The sequence below is a fragment of the Cytobacillus sp. FSL K6-0265 genome (assembly GCF_038003465.1).
Classification (GTDB): domain Bacteria; phylum Bacillota; class Bacilli; order Bacillales; family Cytobacillaceae; genus Cytobacillus; species Cytobacillus stercorigallinarum.
In genome coordinates this window covers 675,274-690,281 of sequence record NZ_JBBOPE010000001.1, presented here as the reverse complement: position 1 = coordinate 690,281, position 15,008 = coordinate 675,274, and the positions used below count along the sequence as shown (strand labels likewise).

20 protein-coding genes are annotated in these 15,008 nt (G+C 36.0%); 7 read left to right on the top strand and 13 right to left on the bottom strand.

What is annotated here, in order from left to right; all coding sequences use genetic code 11:
• Positions 1 to 83: 83 nt before the first annotated feature.
• Positions 84 to 794, bottom strand: coding sequence for an alpha/beta hydrolase (locus tag MHH73_RS03615; RefSeq protein WP_341064743.1), 711 nt, complete (start codon positions 792 to 794; stop codon positions 84 to 86).
• A gap of 71 nt (positions 795 to 865) precedes the next feature.
• Positions 866 to 1,789: a diacylglycerol kinase gene (locus MHH73_RS03610; RefSeq protein ID WP_191816646.1), complete on the bottom strand. Its 924-nt coding sequence runs from the start codon at positions 1,787 to 1,789 to the stop codon at positions 866 to 868.
• Between the two features lie 290 nt (positions 1,790 to 2,079).
• On the opposite strand from MHH73_RS03610, the gene MHH73_RS03605 reads away from it, so the two are divergent.
• Together MHH73_RS03605 and MHH73_RS03600 are read left to right on the top strand one after the other, a co-directional pair.
• Entirely contained in the window at positions 2,080 to 3,177 is a 1,098-nt protein-coding gene (locus MHH73_RS03605) for an MBL fold metallo-hydrolase (protein WP_341064739.1), read from the top strand.
• Between the two features lie 18 nt (positions 3,178 to 3,195).
• Positions 3,196 to 3,450, top strand: coding sequence for a DUF3006 domain-containing protein (locus MHH73_RS03600; protein WP_341069649.1), 255 nt, complete (start codon positions 3,196 to 3,198; stop codon positions 3,448 to 3,450).
• Between the two features lie 295 nt (positions 3,451 to 3,745).
• Here the strand turns inward: MHH73_RS03600 and MHH73_RS03595 are convergent, their stop codons facing one another.
• The 5 genes from MHH73_RS03595 to MHH73_RS03575 form a co-directional block, all read right to left on the bottom strand.
• Complete coding sequence (locus tag MHH73_RS03595) at positions 3,746 to 4,036, bottom strand: hypothetical protein (RefSeq protein ID WP_341064736.1); 291 nt, start codon at positions 4,034 to 4,036, stop codon at positions 3,746 to 3,748.
• 7 nt (positions 4,037 to 4,043) lie between these two features.
• On the bottom strand, positions 4,044 to 4,505 hold the full coding sequence (locus MHH73_RS03590) for an ASCH domain-containing protein (RefSeq protein ID WP_341064734.1): 462 nt from the start codon (positions 4,503 to 4,505) through the stop codon (positions 4,044 to 4,046).
• Positions 4,483 to 4,611, bottom strand: a complete 129-nt coding sequence (locus tag MHH73_RS03585; protein ID WP_341064732.1) for a hypothetical protein — start codon at positions 4,609 to 4,611, stop codon at positions 4,483 to 4,485. The genes MHH73_RS03590 and MHH73_RS03585 overlap by 23 nt, the downstream gene beginning before the upstream one ends.
• Positions 4,612 to 4,714: 103 nt before the next feature.
• Positions 4,715 to 5,056 (bottom strand): hypothetical protein, encoded by a 342-nt coding sequence (locus MHH73_RS03580; protein WP_341064730.1) that lies wholly within the window; start codon positions 5,054 to 5,056, stop codon positions 4,715 to 4,717.
• The gene (locus MHH73_RS03575) at positions 5,053 to 5,241 is read right to left on the bottom strand and encodes a hypothetical protein (RefSeq protein WP_191816639.1); all 189 of its coding nucleotides are present in this window, start codon (positions 5,239 to 5,241) and stop codon (positions 5,053 to 5,055) included. The genes MHH73_RS03580 and MHH73_RS03575 overlap by 4 nt, the downstream gene beginning before the upstream one ends.
• Positions 5,242 to 5,724: 483 nt before the next feature.
• Between MHH73_RS03575 and MHH73_RS03570 the strand changes: the two genes are divergently transcribed.
• The 5 genes from MHH73_RS03570 to MHH73_RS03550 all read left to right on the top strand — a co-directional run bounded on the left by MHH73_RS03570 (position 5,725) and on the right by MHH73_RS03550 (position 9,394).
• Positions 5,725 to 6,021: a hypothetical protein gene (locus tag MHH73_RS03570; RefSeq protein WP_191816638.1), complete on the top strand. Its 297-nt coding sequence runs from the start codon at positions 5,725 to 5,727 to the stop codon at positions 6,019 to 6,021.
• A gap of 90 nt (positions 6,022 to 6,111) precedes the next feature.
• On the top strand, positions 6,112 to 6,768 hold the full coding sequence (locus MHH73_RS03565) for a DUF5819 family protein (protein ID WP_191816637.1): 657 nt from the start codon (positions 6,112 to 6,114) through the stop codon (positions 6,766 to 6,768).
• 17 nt (positions 6,769 to 6,785) lie between these two features.
• Positions 6,786 to 7,757 (top strand): HTTM domain-containing protein, encoded by a 972-nt coding sequence (locus MHH73_RS03560; protein ID WP_341064725.1) that lies wholly within the window; start codon positions 6,786 to 6,788, stop codon positions 7,755 to 7,757.
• A gap of 1 nt (position 7,758) precedes the next feature.
• On the top strand, positions 7,759 to 8,991 hold the full coding sequence (locus MHH73_RS03555) for a transglutaminase-like domain-containing protein (RefSeq protein ID WP_341064722.1): 1,233 nt from the start codon (positions 7,759 to 7,761) through the stop codon (positions 8,989 to 8,991).
• 25 nt (positions 8,992 to 9,016) lie between these two features.
• Positions 9,017 to 9,394, top strand: coding sequence for a thiol-disulfide oxidoreductase DCC family protein (locus MHH73_RS03550; RefSeq protein ID WP_191816635.1), 378 nt, complete (start codon positions 9,017 to 9,019; stop codon positions 9,392 to 9,394).
• A 713-nt stretch (positions 9,395 to 10,107) separates the two neighbouring features.
• On the opposite strand, the gene MHH73_RS03545 is transcribed toward MHH73_RS03550, so the two are convergent.
• The 6 genes from MHH73_RS03545 to MHH73_RS03520 form a co-directional block, all read right to left on the bottom strand.
• Complete coding sequence (locus MHH73_RS03545; RefSeq protein WP_191816634.1) at positions 10,108 to 10,872, bottom strand: DUF1129 family protein; 765 nt, start codon at positions 10,870 to 10,872, stop codon at positions 10,108 to 10,110.
• A 14-nt stretch (positions 10,873 to 10,886) separates the two neighbouring features.
• Positions 10,887 to 11,213 carry a PadR family transcriptional regulator gene (locus tag MHH73_RS03540; protein WP_191816633.1) on the bottom strand — a complete coding sequence of 109 codons (327 nt, stop codon included), beginning with the start codon at positions 11,211 to 11,213 and terminating at the stop codon, positions 10,887 to 10,889.
• A gap of 216 nt (positions 11,214 to 11,429) precedes the next feature.
• The gene (locus tag MHH73_RS03535; RefSeq protein WP_191816631.1) at positions 11,430 to 11,837 is read right to left on the bottom strand and encodes a DoxX family protein; all 408 of its coding nucleotides are present in this window, start codon (positions 11,835 to 11,837) and stop codon (positions 11,430 to 11,432) included.
• 167 nt (positions 11,838 to 12,004) lie between these two features.
• Positions 12,005 to 13,198, bottom strand: a complete 1,194-nt coding sequence (locus tag MHH73_RS03530; RefSeq protein ID WP_191816629.1) for an ABC transporter permease — start codon at positions 13,196 to 13,198, stop codon at positions 12,005 to 12,007.
• A 2-nt stretch (positions 13,199 to 13,200) separates the two neighbouring features.
• Positions 13,201 to 13,887, bottom strand: a complete 687-nt coding sequence (locus MHH73_RS03525; protein ID WP_341064712.1) for an ABC transporter ATP-binding protein — start codon at positions 13,885 to 13,887, stop codon at positions 13,201 to 13,203.
• Complete coding sequence (locus MHH73_RS03520; protein ID WP_341064710.1) at positions 13,884 to 15,005, bottom strand: efflux RND transporter periplasmic adaptor subunit; 1,122 nt, start codon at positions 15,003 to 15,005, stop codon at positions 13,884 to 13,886. The genes MHH73_RS03525 and MHH73_RS03520 overlap by 4 nt, the downstream gene beginning before the upstream one ends.
• Positions 15,006 to 15,008 lie beyond the last annotated feature (3 nt).

Here is a 15,008-nt window from a genome sequence, read left to right as displayed (position 1 = left end):
AATCGCTAGTCAGATTGTAACATAAAAACAAGCGCAATACGAAAGGAGGTTTCTTCCTCAATTTAAAATAAAAAAGCCATGCATTACGCATGACTAGTGATGTTTGCTTCAAACCGATCCTCCACCTCAAGAATAAACCCACGAAAATACTTCTCAAAATAAGGATGACGATGAATCCCTTCCGCATCAGTAATGAACTGGAAGCTTGCATGCGGATGTACGAGCTTCTCATCAAGTGCTTTTGTAGCTTCTATTGTATTAGGTACCATATCTCTAAGAATATTTGGATACTCGTCCCCTTCTTTTTCACCCACGTACCAGAAAATATGTTTCTCATCCGAGATGGCTGGTTGTTTTTGCAAGAATGATAGAAAGTCAGGGTACCAAAGAGAAGCTGATAGTAAGAAATAATAGTCGAAATCATTTCGCCTTGTTAATAAAGAATAAAGGGAGACGAGCGCTCCGAACGATGCGCCTGCGATGCCTACATGCTTCGGTTCAATTGATAGGTGAAATTCTTTATGTAAAAAAGGTAATAGCTCCTCTTTCACCATCGATAAATATGTATCTGCCTCACCCTCATAGGCATAGTCATCTACTTTTGCATACCAAGGAGTGTATTCTCTATTACGATCGATCGGGTCCACACCTACAAAGGCGATATGCTTTAGTGGGTGGTGTTCGAAGTGCGCAAATAAATAAGAGCCATCTTGAACAATAATCGTCAGTTGCGGTGTTTCATTTTCTGGTAAAAGAATCGACAGGTTATATTCTTTCCATTGCCATTTTTTCATGGTTTCCCCTCTTCCCTTTTTTCAAAAAAAGCTACTGAGGCAGCAATCACGACAGTAGCTTTTATTCATTCTTAACCTTGATAATCAGGGCGATCTTGTTTACGTATTTGATTGAGTGGTACAAATACATCTAAATGACGATACAAATTCACAAATTCAGCTGGGGTGTCCCCACCATACTCGCCATCAAGGTTCAGCATGACCGGATCTTTTGAATACACTTTTATTCTATTCGCTTTTGCATAAATAACATGTGGATCATTGACATGCTCACCACGCAGGGCAAGTGTGGCAATGCGAATAAATTCTGCTAGATTGGTTTTCTTCAAAATCAATAAGGTGAACATGCCATCATTAATGGATGCATCTGGAGCTAATTTTTCAAAACCGCCGACAGAGTTTGTTAAAGCGACAAGGAATAACATCGCTTCTCCTTCAAAAACTTTGCCATCGAATTCAATTGTGACATCAGCCGGTTTAATACTTGGTAGCATTTCTATTCCTTTTAAATAGTAGGCAAGTTGACCAATCATCGTTTTTAGCTTACTTGGGACTTCATATGTGAGCTCTGTAATACGACCGCCACCAGCGATATTAATAAAATACTTTTCATTCATACGGCCAATATCAACAGGAATCTTCTCACCTTTGACAATAATATCCGCTGCCGCTTCTACATCACGCGGGATGTGCAATGCACGAGCAAAATCATTCGTTGTCCCTGTCGGAATAATACCGAGTTGCGGGCGGAATTCCTGCTCTGCAAGTCCATTGACGACTTCATTAATCGTACCATCTCCACCAGCAGCTACGACAAGGTCATATTTTCTCTCTACTGCAAGCCTTGCAGCCTTTGTCGCATCACCTTCGCCTGTTGTCGCGTGACAAGAAGTTTCATATCCTGCGCGTTCGAATTTCTCTAATACTTCTGCAAGATGTCTTTTAAAAATTTCACGACCAGAAGTTGGATTATATATAATTCTCGCTCTTTTCATTACCCATCATCCTATAAAATAAAATAAGTGCTTATATCTGTTTTTACTGTTCTTTATACTGTAATGAGCCATTCGTTCCATCATTTTACATCATACATTGTCCATAATCAGATAGCAATATTTAACCATTTCCCCTTGCCCTATCCTATTCTAATTAATCTCGACCGTTTAGACAAGTTTCATACCTATCTCTATCATTATTTAAGGAATATTCAGATTCCCACATTTCCCTTTTCTTTTATATTATAATCAACAAAGAAGCGAATGTGCGAAAGAGGAGTGACACCATCGTGACAATACATAATTGGCGTAAACCATTATTATTTATTTTTATACTATTAACCGTTACATTAACGGCATGTGCCACTGAAACAATAACCGAAGAACAAACAACATTTTCACCAACGTTAACAGCCCACTATATTGATGTAGATCAAGGAGATGCGACACTATTACAAGGTGAAGATTTTACGATTTTAATAGATAGCGGGAGACATGATGGCGATGAAGTCGTACCCTATTTACAATCAGTTGGGGTAAAAGAAATTGACTTACTCGTTGGCTCTCATCCCCATGCTGATCATATTGGGCAAATGCCTGAAGTCCTTGACTCTTTTCCTGTCAAAGAAGTGTGGATGAGCGGAGCAGAAACAACGTCGAAAGTATATGAAGACGCATTAGATGCCATTATTGAAAGTGAAGCAGCTTTCCATATACCAAGAGCGGGCGAATCATTTACTATTGGTTCAGCTCAGATTGATATTCTTCATCCATCATCTGTTGATGAAGATTTGAATAATAGCTCGATTGGGATGAAGGTCACGTATAAAGAACAATCGTTTCTCTTCACAGGCGATGCTGAAACTTCAGCCGAAAATGAGATGCTTGCTTCAGGTAACTTAGAATCAGATATTTTCAAAATCGCTCATCATGGTTCAGATACATCTAATAGCGAGGCATTTATAGAAGCAATCGATCCTGAAATCGCTATTTACTCTGCTGGTGCCGACAACTCTTACGGTCATCCGCATCAAGAAGTATTGAACCGCCTTCAGCAAATGAATATAAACGTGTACGGAACGATAGAAAATGGGACGGTGATCATTCAATCAGATGGTAGCGATTATCTCGTTGAAAAAGGGGTAAAAAAACAGAAAGATACCAAAGCTAACGAGGGAGTTGCAAGTGAAAGTTGTCCCGCAAATCATGTGAAAATTAATGAAGCGAATAGCGAAACACTGCAACAAATCCACGAAATAGGTCCAGATCGTGCCGAGGAAATCATCGAGAAAAGACCTTTCACTTCCTATGATGACCTGCAACGCATTGATGGTATTGGTCCAGCCAAAGCGAAAGAAATTGAAGCCCAATCTATGATTTGTTTTTAAAAGGAGTGGTGTCGAGTGATGAAAGCTGTTTTAGATAGGATAGAAGAAGGTAAAGCTGCGCTCCTAGTCGGTTATGAGCAGGTAGAAAAAATAATTGAAACTCATCTCCTACCTCCTGACGCAGCCGAAGGTACATGGCTCCTTATTACAATGAAGGAAGACGAAATAACTGAAATCATCATCGATCACGAAACAACAAAAGCCGCCAAAGAAAGAATCAAGCAAAAACAAGCAAAGTTATTAAATAGAGGCAGCCGCTTTAAAAAAGAATAACCAACTACTGCGAAAAAACACATCACTATTTACTTGGTTGATGTGTTTTTAAACTAGGAGAATAAAAATGTTGCACAAATATTTTTTACTTTTTTTATTGTCCCTTTCTTTACTATATATCTGAACGTTTTTAACATCGAAAGATTCGATATGGTAGGCAGCGCCGTATTTATTCGAGGATCCTGAATACTCATTGACCTACGAAAAATATATTAAATTTATAAGTATGACATACCTCATCGGCTGGTCACTCATTTCATTACCTATTGTCGTTTGCCCGTCATCTACTTACGCCTCACGGGTGATAAATAAATGGCACAATGATAAGCAAGAGGGCTATCATCGTCATTGTTTTTGTCAAAGGCTTTGATAGCTTCTCTCTTCCTTCCCCCTTATACCAACCAGAAAATTGCCATTTATTCCGGTAGAGCACAAATAATAGAAGTAATATACCAAGAAAGCCCATCCAAGGTTGCGTAACCGTTTCTCCTCCTATTGTATAGACAGCTGTTAACGCCGCACTACCTAGCCAGCCTAACACTAAAAAGATAGCGATAATTCTTACAAGTTCAAAGACAATCGTCATTGTTTTGTCACTCCTTTTTATAGACAACTTCAAAGTCTTCACATACGACGAGGAGTTTTTCATGAAAGTCTTTGCCTAAAGGTGCTAACTCTCGTTTAAAAAAGGCTTCATGTACCTCTCTCCAATAGCCAAGCGAACGATCTCCCTCTCCTTCATTAAATGCATGACTCTCTGTCACTTCATCAAAAGGTACGATTGTTACACTTGTCGTTTTTACAATTGCTTGTGGCAGCCCTTTACCATCAAGAATAATATTCAACTGTCCGACTTGCGGTAACTCTTCATTTTCTAACTCGTATAAAAGGTAATTGGATGCTGTTGCTGTTTTCTTTCCTTCTGTAACTAGTTCCGCCAAAGCTTCCGCCATTTCCTCACTATCACCGAACGCCCATGCTGCATAAGTATTTGGCGCTTCTGGTTGTTGTTGTCGATATTGCTGCCACATTTTATCTATCGCTGTCTGACTCATCTTTTATTCTCCTGTTCACTTCTTCTATTATTTGTTGCATTGTCTCCTCCTTACTTAAGGTGCCATCGATGATTTTATCTGCATCCATCCTTACTGTCTCAAGCATATGGATATAGGCGCCTCTACCCTTCTCTAAATAAAACCGGAGATCGTCGTGTATATCTTCTAAAAGCTCAAAATCTCTTACAATCCTTCGTGCAAGAGCTATATCAAGCGGTGTATCTATGAAAAAGGAAATCAATTTCAGAAGCTAACGCTTGATGAAGATAAGAAAAAGGAAAATCTAAAATAATATAAGCATAGTTTTGTTTAAATCGCTGTACCACTTCTACAATCGGAGTGATGTCCCATGCGTGAGGGTCCGCACCCTTTTCAATCCATTGGATGATACTACTCGGTCCTGCTAACGCAAACTCATCAAAATGGAGCGCCACAGCATGTGGCAACTGATTGACCAAAGCCTTCGTTATCTCTGTTTTCCCTCCACCAGAAACTGCTGCAATTGCAATAATGAAGCTGTCTTTCTCCTTTATAAGCGTCTCAGATTTCACCTTTTCTGATTCATCTCCCCTATATTCTGATGTCGATTATTTTCTATTTTATAAAAATAAGTGATTTCAAAAGCGAAATAACCAATCAGCAATCCGCCGCCCATTGCCGAATGGAGTCCATTAAAAATTAAAAGGGGAATAAAAGCTAAAGAACCCGTCAGGATACCTATTGTTAAGGCTCTCACACAATCACTCCTTTTACCATTTTATCTTAACAAATATTGGATGATCCAACCACCGTCAATCAGTTTCTTAATGCATTTACTTTCACAAGTTTCAGACCATCAAAACATAACAATAACTATTTTGCTATTAAATCACTCTCCATTCCTACTGAGGAGTATGAGATGATAATTCAAAAAGGCTATATATACCAAAAATAAGAGACCATTCTCTTGTTTTTTCTTATAGTAAAAATTAACTATTAGTTTTTTTATTTTACAAATAATTTACATAAATTAGGTAAAAGATATCATTACATTTATTTACCAGTATGCTACAAGAAAAGGAGTGTACACTAATTTTTACCTACCTATTTTTTCCTATTTACTTCTTTTCTATCATTTTTTACATTTTATAGAATATTATTGAAATAAAATCGGAAAATTTGTAAGATTAAATCATCTCTTGTAATAAAGAGAAATTTTGCATAAAAAGGGGAGAAAGTAATGAAAAAGGGACTAATTGCAGTATTCGCGTCCGCATTAATTATTGGGGGAGGGACTTTTGCTTCAGCAAATGCTACTAATGACTTGGAAATCAAAACTGCTAATTTCGATTCATCTAAAAAAGTAGCAGAAGTTGAACCAGAAGCAATTCCAGCTGTAGCAGCTGCAGGATTTGTAGGCGGTGTAGCTTTTAAAGCTGGTACAAAAGCTACTTCATGGTTATTGGACAAATTAGGTAACAACGCTGAACAGCCTGCAGTAGAGTATGACAAAGACCTTGATGTTGTGTTTGATTAATTAAATAATTCAAGGAGTAGTGGAACATTATAATTCCTCTACTCCTCTAATTAATTCTCCCCTCACTAAAAAGATATGGAAGGTAAAATTATGAAAAAAAAAATGATTACAATTTTAATAATTTGTTTATCAATATTTACAATCTTTCACTTTTCGATAATAGCATTGTCTACAGGTCCACTTAACCCAGTATCTATGAAACAACAAAACTTTTTTCATTCATATATGCATCCCCTATTATTCCAACAATGGAACCTATTCGCCCCAGAGCCAGTGTCGCATACAGACAGAATTGCAATAAAAGTAATGAACAATCAGGGGGATGAATCGGAATGGTTCGATATTGGACGTCCTTTATTAGATAAAAATCAAAATAATAGTATAAGCCCATATAATAGAGCAGCCAGAATTCCTACTGGGTTAGTACAAAATCTCTTTGAAGAAGAAGAGATAATTGCAAAATTCAAAGAGAAAAGTGAAGATGATAGCGATAAATTCCTAGATAAAAATGAAGAAAAAGTAAGGCACGAAAATCACATTGATCAACTTTATAGGTTTAGTTTTTCTATGGCACAATTAATTGAACACCCAAATAACATAGAAAAGGTCAAAGTAAGAGTTATAAATGACACTCCCGTTCCTTACTCGAAAAGAAATGATCAGAATTATAAAACTGAAGAGTTGTTTGTAGAATATGATTGGAGAGAATTTAGAGGAGAATTTAAAGAAGTTGTCACTATAAAATAAAGGAGGAAAGAAATCGAGTGGAGAAAATTAATAATATAAATCACTTTTATAATAAGTTGACTACTCAAAATCATTTAATTGGAGCAAGCTTATTAAGAATACTCTTTGGTATAATTATTTTATATAATTACATTGTAAACTATGGTATGCGTCATTTTTTCTGGCATGATTCTGGTGTCATTAGTGATGAAGTATACAATTCTATGTATAAAGTATTCTTTTCGCCTTATGGACTAAATGATTCAGTTTTGTATTTTGAAATCTTATATCATAGTGGTTTTATTTTTGCTTTATTATTTACTATTGGTTTCGGTGGGAAAATTGTCCATATTTTAAATTATATCTTCTATTTATCATTAATTAGTAGGAATTCGTTAATAAGTGATGGTGGAGATAATATAATGTCATTATGTCTACTCTATATGATATTTTTGAATACTACCGCCTATTATTCAATAAAAATAAAACCTCAATGGTCATTCCCAAAAATTCTTCCAGAAGTAAAATCTGTATTGCATAACTTTGCTTTGTTGTTTATCATCGTGCAAATATGTATTATGTACTTTTTTTCTGGTATATTTCAAGTAATGGGAGAAAAATGGAATAATGGTACTGCTCTTTACTACATTTTACAAGTGGATACATTTTCAAAACCTTTCTGGGAACAGATTCTTACAAGCAATGATTATTTCATTGTATTATTTACTTATGCTTCTATTTTAGTTAAATTAGCTTTTCCGTTCTCATTGTTCAATAAATGGAGTAAATATGTAATTGTGACACTTATGATGGGTTTCCATTTAGGTATCGCAATAGCAATGGGATTAATAACCTTTTCTGCAATTATGATTGCTATTGAAGTACTTGTATTCTCTGATAAAGAGTATAAAAAAGCTTTTTCTTTTCTAAATAAGCTTAAATTCTTTAAAGGTTCTTCACAACAAAAAAAGCAGAAAGGAACAACATCTTTGAATAAGGAAGTGGTATAACTTGAAAAAACAAAATTTTCAAATCACTTATTTGTATGAAAACACAACAAAAGAAAATATTGAACTTTGGCTATCTAAACCAATAGAATCAAGCACGCAAAATAATATAGAGATAAGTTCAACCATTGAACCTCATAAGGTTACTGATTATTCTTTTTTAAATCCTATCTGGTATTACAGTTTAAAACCCACTGAGAAATTGAAAATCAATTACCGATATACTGGAAATAGGTTAAAAAATAGAATTAATCAAAGTAAAATAACCGAAGAAGAGAAATTGTTCTTTTTAAGATCAACTAAGCTGATTCCTGTAAATAAAGAAATTAAAGAGCAAGCGCTATCTATCATAGGCGATGCTAAGACAGATTATGATAAGGCTCATCAAATATATAAGTTTATTACTAAAAACTTTAAGTATTCTACACGGTTTGATGAAAGAGGAGTTTTTTCGTTTTTAAAAAGAAAAAAGGGCGATTGCGGAGAATTTGCAGCACTTTTTTGTTCTTATTGTAGGGCATTAAATATCCCATCAAAGATACTCTATGGTACTTGGACTCTTAAAAAGTTTTCGCCTCATTCTTGGAGTGAAGTTTTTATAGAAGGAAAGGGTTGGATACCAGTTGACCCAAGCATGGGTAGGCTTAAATTCTTTTACCATCCTTTTCTTAATATTTCTACTGCTATATATTATGGTGTACTCTCTAATAAGAATAAATACTTTGGAGATCATGAGGGAAAGAGATTTGCCTTCTCAATAGAACCAGAAAGAACACTTGAACCAAATTATGAAGATAGTCATTCTCATTTTAATACCGTTGAAAAAGCTTGCATTGCAGGAAAGGAAATAGCTTGGGGGTATGAGTCTGTTGATGGTAAAGCACCATTTTTACAGCCGATATATCCAAGGATACATAGTAAAGAAAAAAAGACTCCCTATAAATTATTGTTTGGTACTTGGAAAGGGAAGCATTTAGAAGTTACGAATGATTTAAGTTATAAAATTAAAACAACAAGTTTCACGATAGGATTTCTTGTATTGTTCTTAGAAGTTTTAAACGAATATTTAATTTACGACCCTATGTTTAATTACGTATTACCATTCCTCTCTTTTCCATTAATCCTTATTGGAACGATACTAAGTTTATTTAGAAAAGAAGGAAATACTCTAATTTATATTTTAGGCTTTATATTTGTGTTATCATTCATGGGTTTAATTGGCACATACCTTACTTAAAGATAGCAAATTGGGAGTGTTAAAAATGAAGGTTTTAATTTATGATGGTGAATGCAATATGTGTAGTAGGTTTATCCGATTTATTGTAGATATGAATACAAATTCAGAATTAAAAATTACTGATTTTAATAGTAATTGGACAAAAGCTAATTATGAAACAAATACAAATATTGATAGCATGATTTTTATTGATAATTCAAAGGAATATATTTATTCAGATGCAGTTATAAAATTAATGGCCTCGACTCATTTTATTTTCAAACCATTATTAATAGCTCTAATTATTCCAAGAACAATTAGAGATGGGATTTATAAGTTTATAGCAAAAAGAAGAAGACAAATAATGACCAATAAAGCTTGCCCAGTTATCAATCAAAAGGCAAAAAAAATGTTCTTATTTTAACTAGACAACAAATTTAAGGAGGGGAAAGATTGAAAGCAAAAACTATAGTATGTTGGTCAGAAAGAAAATTCAATAGGAAGCTTAATGAGTTTTTATCCGACACAAAAATTGAGGTTATTGACATAAAATATTCTTCACCAGTAATTTTATTTAGTGCATTAATTTTATATAAGTAAATCTCAAGTCCATGCTTCCAATCTATATATAAAAAGGGCTATAAGTCCTTTTTTTGTTGTATCTCTCTCAATCTGGACGATTTTTAAAAATACAAGTTATCTCCATGCAAAAGGAGTTATTCAATTTTCCCAGTTATAAAGGTAGAGTTTTTGGAATAGTAATTATCCTACTAATCTTTTGTTTATAAATACGTTTTATTTATATTAAACATTTGTATTCAAAACGTACTTTTATAAAGGTAATGTGATATGGATATAAATGATTAACATATAACGGCGTAGATAATTTACTCAATAAATAAAGTGTTGATTAAAAATATGGACAGATGTGCATGAATTAGAATGAAGATAAAAAGCTTTAAGGTTCCACCAATTTAATAGCTTCATCGTATTCAGATTTAAGCACATCGCCTTTTGTTAATTTTGCTATAGAATTTAATTCTTCAAGTGATCTATTCTTTTCTCTATACTCCTGGGTTGCTCTTCATCCGTCTCTTTTAGTTTAGGTCGTGTGAACAATCAATCGCTGTTAGTTTTTCATTCACTTCCTTGCTGTTTCTTCCTTTCTTTTACAAAAATATAAAACAAGTACAGTCCAATGAGGCTATAGGTAATAAACATACCAATGATCAGCTTACTAGATTCAGATAATGCCGTTTCCTTAAGTAAAATATCTGGTAGAAACAATGCGAGTAAAACAACTGGAATAATGATCGTTTTGCTCCAAATGGAGAAAGCAATGATGAGTAGGAATACAACGCTCCCTATCACAATACTGCCGATTTCTCCAAAATGGACTATTGGTGTGTCTATCATTGTGTCCAAAAATAATACTGACAGATAAAACAGCATACTAACGATGATTGGTAATGATAAGATGAATATTTCCTTTGTTACGGATGACTGCTTTTTTGATGTATATTTCAATACGATGGCAACACCAATAATAAATAGTAAGGTATAAACAATGATACCAATGATATGAAATAGACTATAAGCCAGTTCTCCGCCATTAATTAAATCTCCGAATATGGTAAAAGCAATCGGTCCCAGTAAGACAAGAGGAAAGTACTTTGTCCATGAGGCAAGATCTGATTTCATTTCACCTGAAATGCTCTCCATATATGCACTTGGGGAGTCTCCTACAACTTGGTCAACCGATTTACCATTTGCTTCTGCTTCTAATAGATGATCTTCGAGTTCTTTTGTAATCTCCTTAATTTCGTTGAGGTTTTTTCCACTTGATAGTAAATAAATATGCAAGTCCTCAAGAAATTTCTTACTCTTCTGTGTTAATGACATTTTTTCCACCTCCACTATTCCATTTCTTTTTTTAGGACGGCATTTACGCTTTTCTCTAGCTGTTGCCAGCGTAGGCTAAATTCCACTAATGCTTGCTTGCCTTCTTTTGTAAGAGAATAATATTTTCGCTGTGGCCCAGCTGTCGATGCCCTGCGAACAGAAGTGACTAATCCTTCTCGTTGCATGCGCATGAGTAGCGGGTAAATTGTCCCTTCACTGACTGCATCAAAACCATACTCACCTAGCCGTTCAGCCATTTCATAGCCATAGCACTCTTTACCATCAATAATCGCTAACAAACAGCCATCGATTATCCCCTTCATCATTTGTGTGTGTGACATTTCTATTCCACCCATTTCACTATCTTGTTTTACAAGGTATATAAACAGTATAAAAGATACTATCTTGTAAAACAAGGGTTATAATATTCATTTTTCAATAAAAGCGAAGTAATTCCAACGTTTTGTTGACACTGTTCCCCTTGCCTATCTGTGGCAAGTAATCGAATAATGAAACAAATAACCGAGAAATGTTTTTCTCGGTTATGTTTTCGATATCTATCCATCCATATCCATCGATTGGTCTTTATGACGCTTTAGCACATTATCTAGCGCTAGATATGATTGATTAACAATAGCTAAACAAATTGAAATGGCTAAAAGAACAAGATCGAATTCTATACCAAAGAAGCCATCCCCAATCTTTACCATAATAATTGCACCAACCATGATAAGAGCAAATAGAACAGAAATTAACCTTGTTCCAACTCCTATTACCAACGCAATCCCACCGATGAGTTCGATTAATGCAACCATATAAGCAGTGAAACCTGGCAACCCTAAACTTTCAAAAAATCCAACTGTGTTGTGTATACCATCTTGAAACTTACTCAGACCATGCATAAAAAAGATGACGCCTAAAACCACTCTTAAAATAGCAGCAGCAATTTGATTTTTCTTTACCATTATTCACTCTCCTTCCATTTATCTTTTTTCTTATTGTTATCGTTACATGAAAAAACCGTTAATTCAAACTATTTTAGTCAGAATTAACGGTTTATTAAAAAAACACTACTTTATCCCTGTAATTGGTTACAGACGTAGGACCTAAAAACACCTAAAATACTAAACGCTTATTCATAACGCAATGATTCAATCGGGTCAAGCTTTGAGGCTTTACTTGCAGGTAATATACCAAAGATGACACCAATTAGCATAGAGAATAGCATGCCTCCAGCAATGACTTGCCAACTCATGAGAGAAGGCCAACCCGCAAATAAACTAATTAATGTTGTCACACCCCAGCCAAGCAGAATACCGACTACACCACCAATGAAGGTAAGAGTAATTGACTCTATGAGGAATTGAGTTAATACTTGCTGCCTCGTTGCGCCTAACGCTTTTCTGATGCCGATTTCACGCGTACGCTCTGTGACAGAAACGAGCATGATATTCATGACACCAATTCCACCAACAAATAATGAGATTCCGGCAATACTACCAATAATCATCGTCATAATTGTTGTGACTTGACCGAGTCCTTCAGCGATTTCTTCCATATTTAATACTTGGTATGCTTCTTCCGTGTTATAGCGACTGTTCATAAGAGAGGCTGCTTTCTCCCCTGCCTGCTGTAGATCATCTGCAGAATTAGTCTGCAATGTCACTTGCGATATATCACTACTACCATAAATCGTTAGCCAAGTCGAACTAGGCAAGTAAACTTCCATACTACCGAAGGAGAAAATCCCCGTTGGTTTTTCTAGCACACCAATGATTTCAACCGGTTGAGCACCAAGGCGAATCACCTCACCCACTGCTTCTTCTCCTTCAAATAGCTCTTCTTGAAGTGATTGACTAACAATAACTGCCCGTTTTCCACTTAAGAAATCTGCTGTTGTAAAACCTCTTCCATCTGATAGATTTAACGGGTTCAATTGAAAATAAGATTCGTTAATCCCCATTAAAGTTGCTTCTATCTGCTGATCTCGAAACTGGACAGGACCGAATTCTAAGCTTGACGCAACAACCCTGTTCACTTCATCAATTTCCTCTAAAGCGCGAATATCCTCTTGTGAAAACGCCGAGGCATACAATGCATTGGGGTTTGCCATTATCTCTTCATCTGACGGTTGATAAAATAAATCAATCGTATTTCCCGGGCCTGTGAGTTGTGATTTCAACATTGCTTCCCCGCCCTGGCCAATAGCAACGACAATAATAACAGAGCCAACACCGATGATAATCCCTATCATTGTAAGAATGGAGCGCAGCTTATGTGCCATTAACGAACTAAGTGCCATTTTTATGCTTTCAAGAAGGCTCAAAGTCATCGACCCCCTACTTGGCGCTCATTTTCGACAATGATACCATCGCGGACGAGAATTCTACGACTCGCATAAGCAGCGATTTCCGGTTCATGTGTTACCGTTACGATCGTGGTACCTTCTTTATTTAGTTGGGTAAAAAGCTCCATAATATTTTCACTCGTTTTCGTATCGAGCGCGCCTGTCGGTTCATCAGCCAGTATCAACTTCGGTTCATTGACAAGTGCACGGGCAATGGCTACCCGTTGCTTCTGTCCACCTGATAACATACTCGGAAGCTGTTCCATTCGGTCTTCTAAACCTACCTTAATGAGCGCACGCTCAGCTTTAGCCATTCTTTCTTTCTTATTCAAACCACTATAGATCATCGGTAGTTCGACATTTTTTAAAGCCGATAGCCTTGGTAGTAAATGAAATTGTTGAAATACAAAACCAATGGAACGATTTCTAATTTTCGCTAGTTCTACTTCAGAATATTGCGATATATACTCACCGTCTAGTTGATAGGTTCCATTCGTCGGTCGATCAAGACAACCAATAATATTCATTAATGTCGATTTTCCAGAACCCGACGGCCCCATGATTGCGAGCGACTCTCCGTTTTCAATCGTTAAGTCAATGCTTTGTAAAATATCGACCATTTCATCGCCTATTTGATAAGACTTTGTGATTTCTCGTAAATGAATCATTCCGCTTCCACTTCCAAGCCATCACTCAAGTCATCAGAAGGATTAGTAATCACATCATCATCAGTTGTTATACCATCTAATATCTCTATCTTATCACCAGTGGCAACGCCTACACTCACGTTTTGACGATGAGCTTTTCCATCTTTTAGAAGATAGACATAAGAATCACCATCAGCAGATAACACAGACTCAGATGGGACAGTAAGTGCCTTCTTACTACTTGTCTCCACTTCAATAATTAATTGAAATCCTGTTCGCAATTCAGTAATGTCATCTTCAATTTCAACCATCATGCCATATTGCGCTGGGGTCGCTTCACCAGAGACTGACTGGCTGTTTTCATCTGGCATTAACCCGATGAAATTAACCTTTCCCTTCCATTCCTTATCAGGTAGTACATCTGTCCGAATCGTCGCTTTCATCTCTTTCTCGACCTTTAAAGACTCAAATTCTGATAAAACACCACGCGCTACCATTTCATCCGTATTACCAATATGGATGACTGGCTGCTGCGCCATCGGATCCGTTGGTTGATCTTCATTCACTTGTAAAATCGTTCCATCTAATTTACTTTTAATCTCTAAATCTTTTTGTTGTTCTTCAATTTCTTTCTTCTCTAAAAGAAACTGTCGGACCTCTAAATTTGCCATTCTTAAATCTAATTGCAGCTGATCTCTTTCCGGTTCTATTTGCTTAGCGGCTTCTTTTTTGCCGACGGTATCACGCAATTCCTTTTCTTGATCTGAGAGTCGATCTAATTGTTTATCCACTTGATTGATTCGTAAATAACCAGATTCAATCTGTAAACTCAACCTTTCAAGTTCCATCGCCACTCGCGTATCATCATACTTTGCGACAGCTGTACCTTTTTCAACAGCATCACCTTCCTTAACAAGGATATCAGCAATTTCTTCACCTTCTACACCGGGGTACACTTTCTGTTCATTTTTCAAAGATAATGTACCTGGCACAATTAACGTATCTGTAATTACTTCATTCTCTGCATTCGCAGTCGTTACAGAAGGTCCTTTCGCAAAAGCTTGATGGTAGACGCTAGCACCTATCATCATCACGACTACACTTACCACTCCAACAATGATCCAAGTTTTTTTCTTCATATT

What these genes read in the sequence shown, in the direction of transcription:
- MHH73_RS03525 (WP_341064712.1), bottom strand. Translation starts at nt 13,887, where the DNA reads ATGATTCATTTACGAGAAATCACAAAGTCTTATCAAATAGGCGATGAA.
- MHH73_RS03615 (WP_341064743.1), bottom strand. Translation starts at nt 794, where the DNA reads ATGAAAAAATGGCAATGGAAAGAATATAACCTGTCGATTCTTTTACCA.
- MHH73_RS03595 (WP_341064736.1), bottom strand. Translation starts at nt 4,036, where the DNA reads ATGACGATTGTCTTTGAACTTGTAAGAATTATCGCTATCTTTTTAGTG.
- MHH73_RS03570 (WP_191816638.1), top strand. Translation starts at nt 5,725, where the DNA reads ATGAAAAAGGGACTAATTGCAGTATTCGCGTCCGCATTAATTATTGGG.
- MHH73_RS03610 (WP_191816646.1), bottom strand. Translation starts at nt 1,789, where the DNA reads ATGAAAAGAGCGAGAATTATATATAATCCAACTTCTGGTCGTGAAATT.
- MHH73_RS03565 (WP_191816637.1), top strand. Translation starts at nt 6,112, where the DNA reads ATGAAAAAAAAAATGATTACAATTTTAATAATTTGTTTATCAATATTT.
- MHH73_RS03520 (WP_341064710.1), bottom strand. Translation starts at nt 15,005, where the DNA reads ATGAAGAAAAAAACTTGGATCATTGTTGGAGTGGTAAGTGTAGTCGTG.
- MHH73_RS03550 (WP_191816635.1), top strand. Translation starts at nt 9,017, where the DNA reads ATGAAGGTTTTAATTTATGATGGTGAATGCAATATGTGTAGTAGGTTT.
- MHH73_RS03545 (WP_191816634.1), bottom strand. Translation starts at nt 10,872, where the DNA reads ATGTCATTAACACAGAAGAGTAAGAAATTTCTTGAGGACTTGCATATT.
- MHH73_RS03585 (WP_341064732.1), bottom strand. Translation starts at nt 4,611, where the DNA reads ATGCTTGAGACAGTAAGGATGGATGCAGATAAAATCATCGATGGCACC.
- MHH73_RS03590 (WP_341064734.1), bottom strand. Translation starts at nt 4,505, where the DNA reads ATGAGTCAGACAGCGATAGATAAAATGTGGCAGCAATATCGACAACAA.
- MHH73_RS03535 (WP_191816631.1), bottom strand. Translation starts at nt 11,837, where the DNA reads ATGGTAAAGAAAAATCAAATTGCTGCTGCTATTTTAAGAGTGGTTTTA.
- MHH73_RS03600 (WP_341069649.1), top strand. Translation starts at nt 3,196, where the DNA reads ATGAAAGCTGTTTTAGATAGGATAGAAGAAGGTAAAGCTGCGCTCCTA.
- MHH73_RS03540 (WP_191816633.1), bottom strand. Translation starts at nt 11,213, where the DNA reads ATGTCACACACACAAATGATGAAGGGGATAATCGATGGCTGTTTGTTA.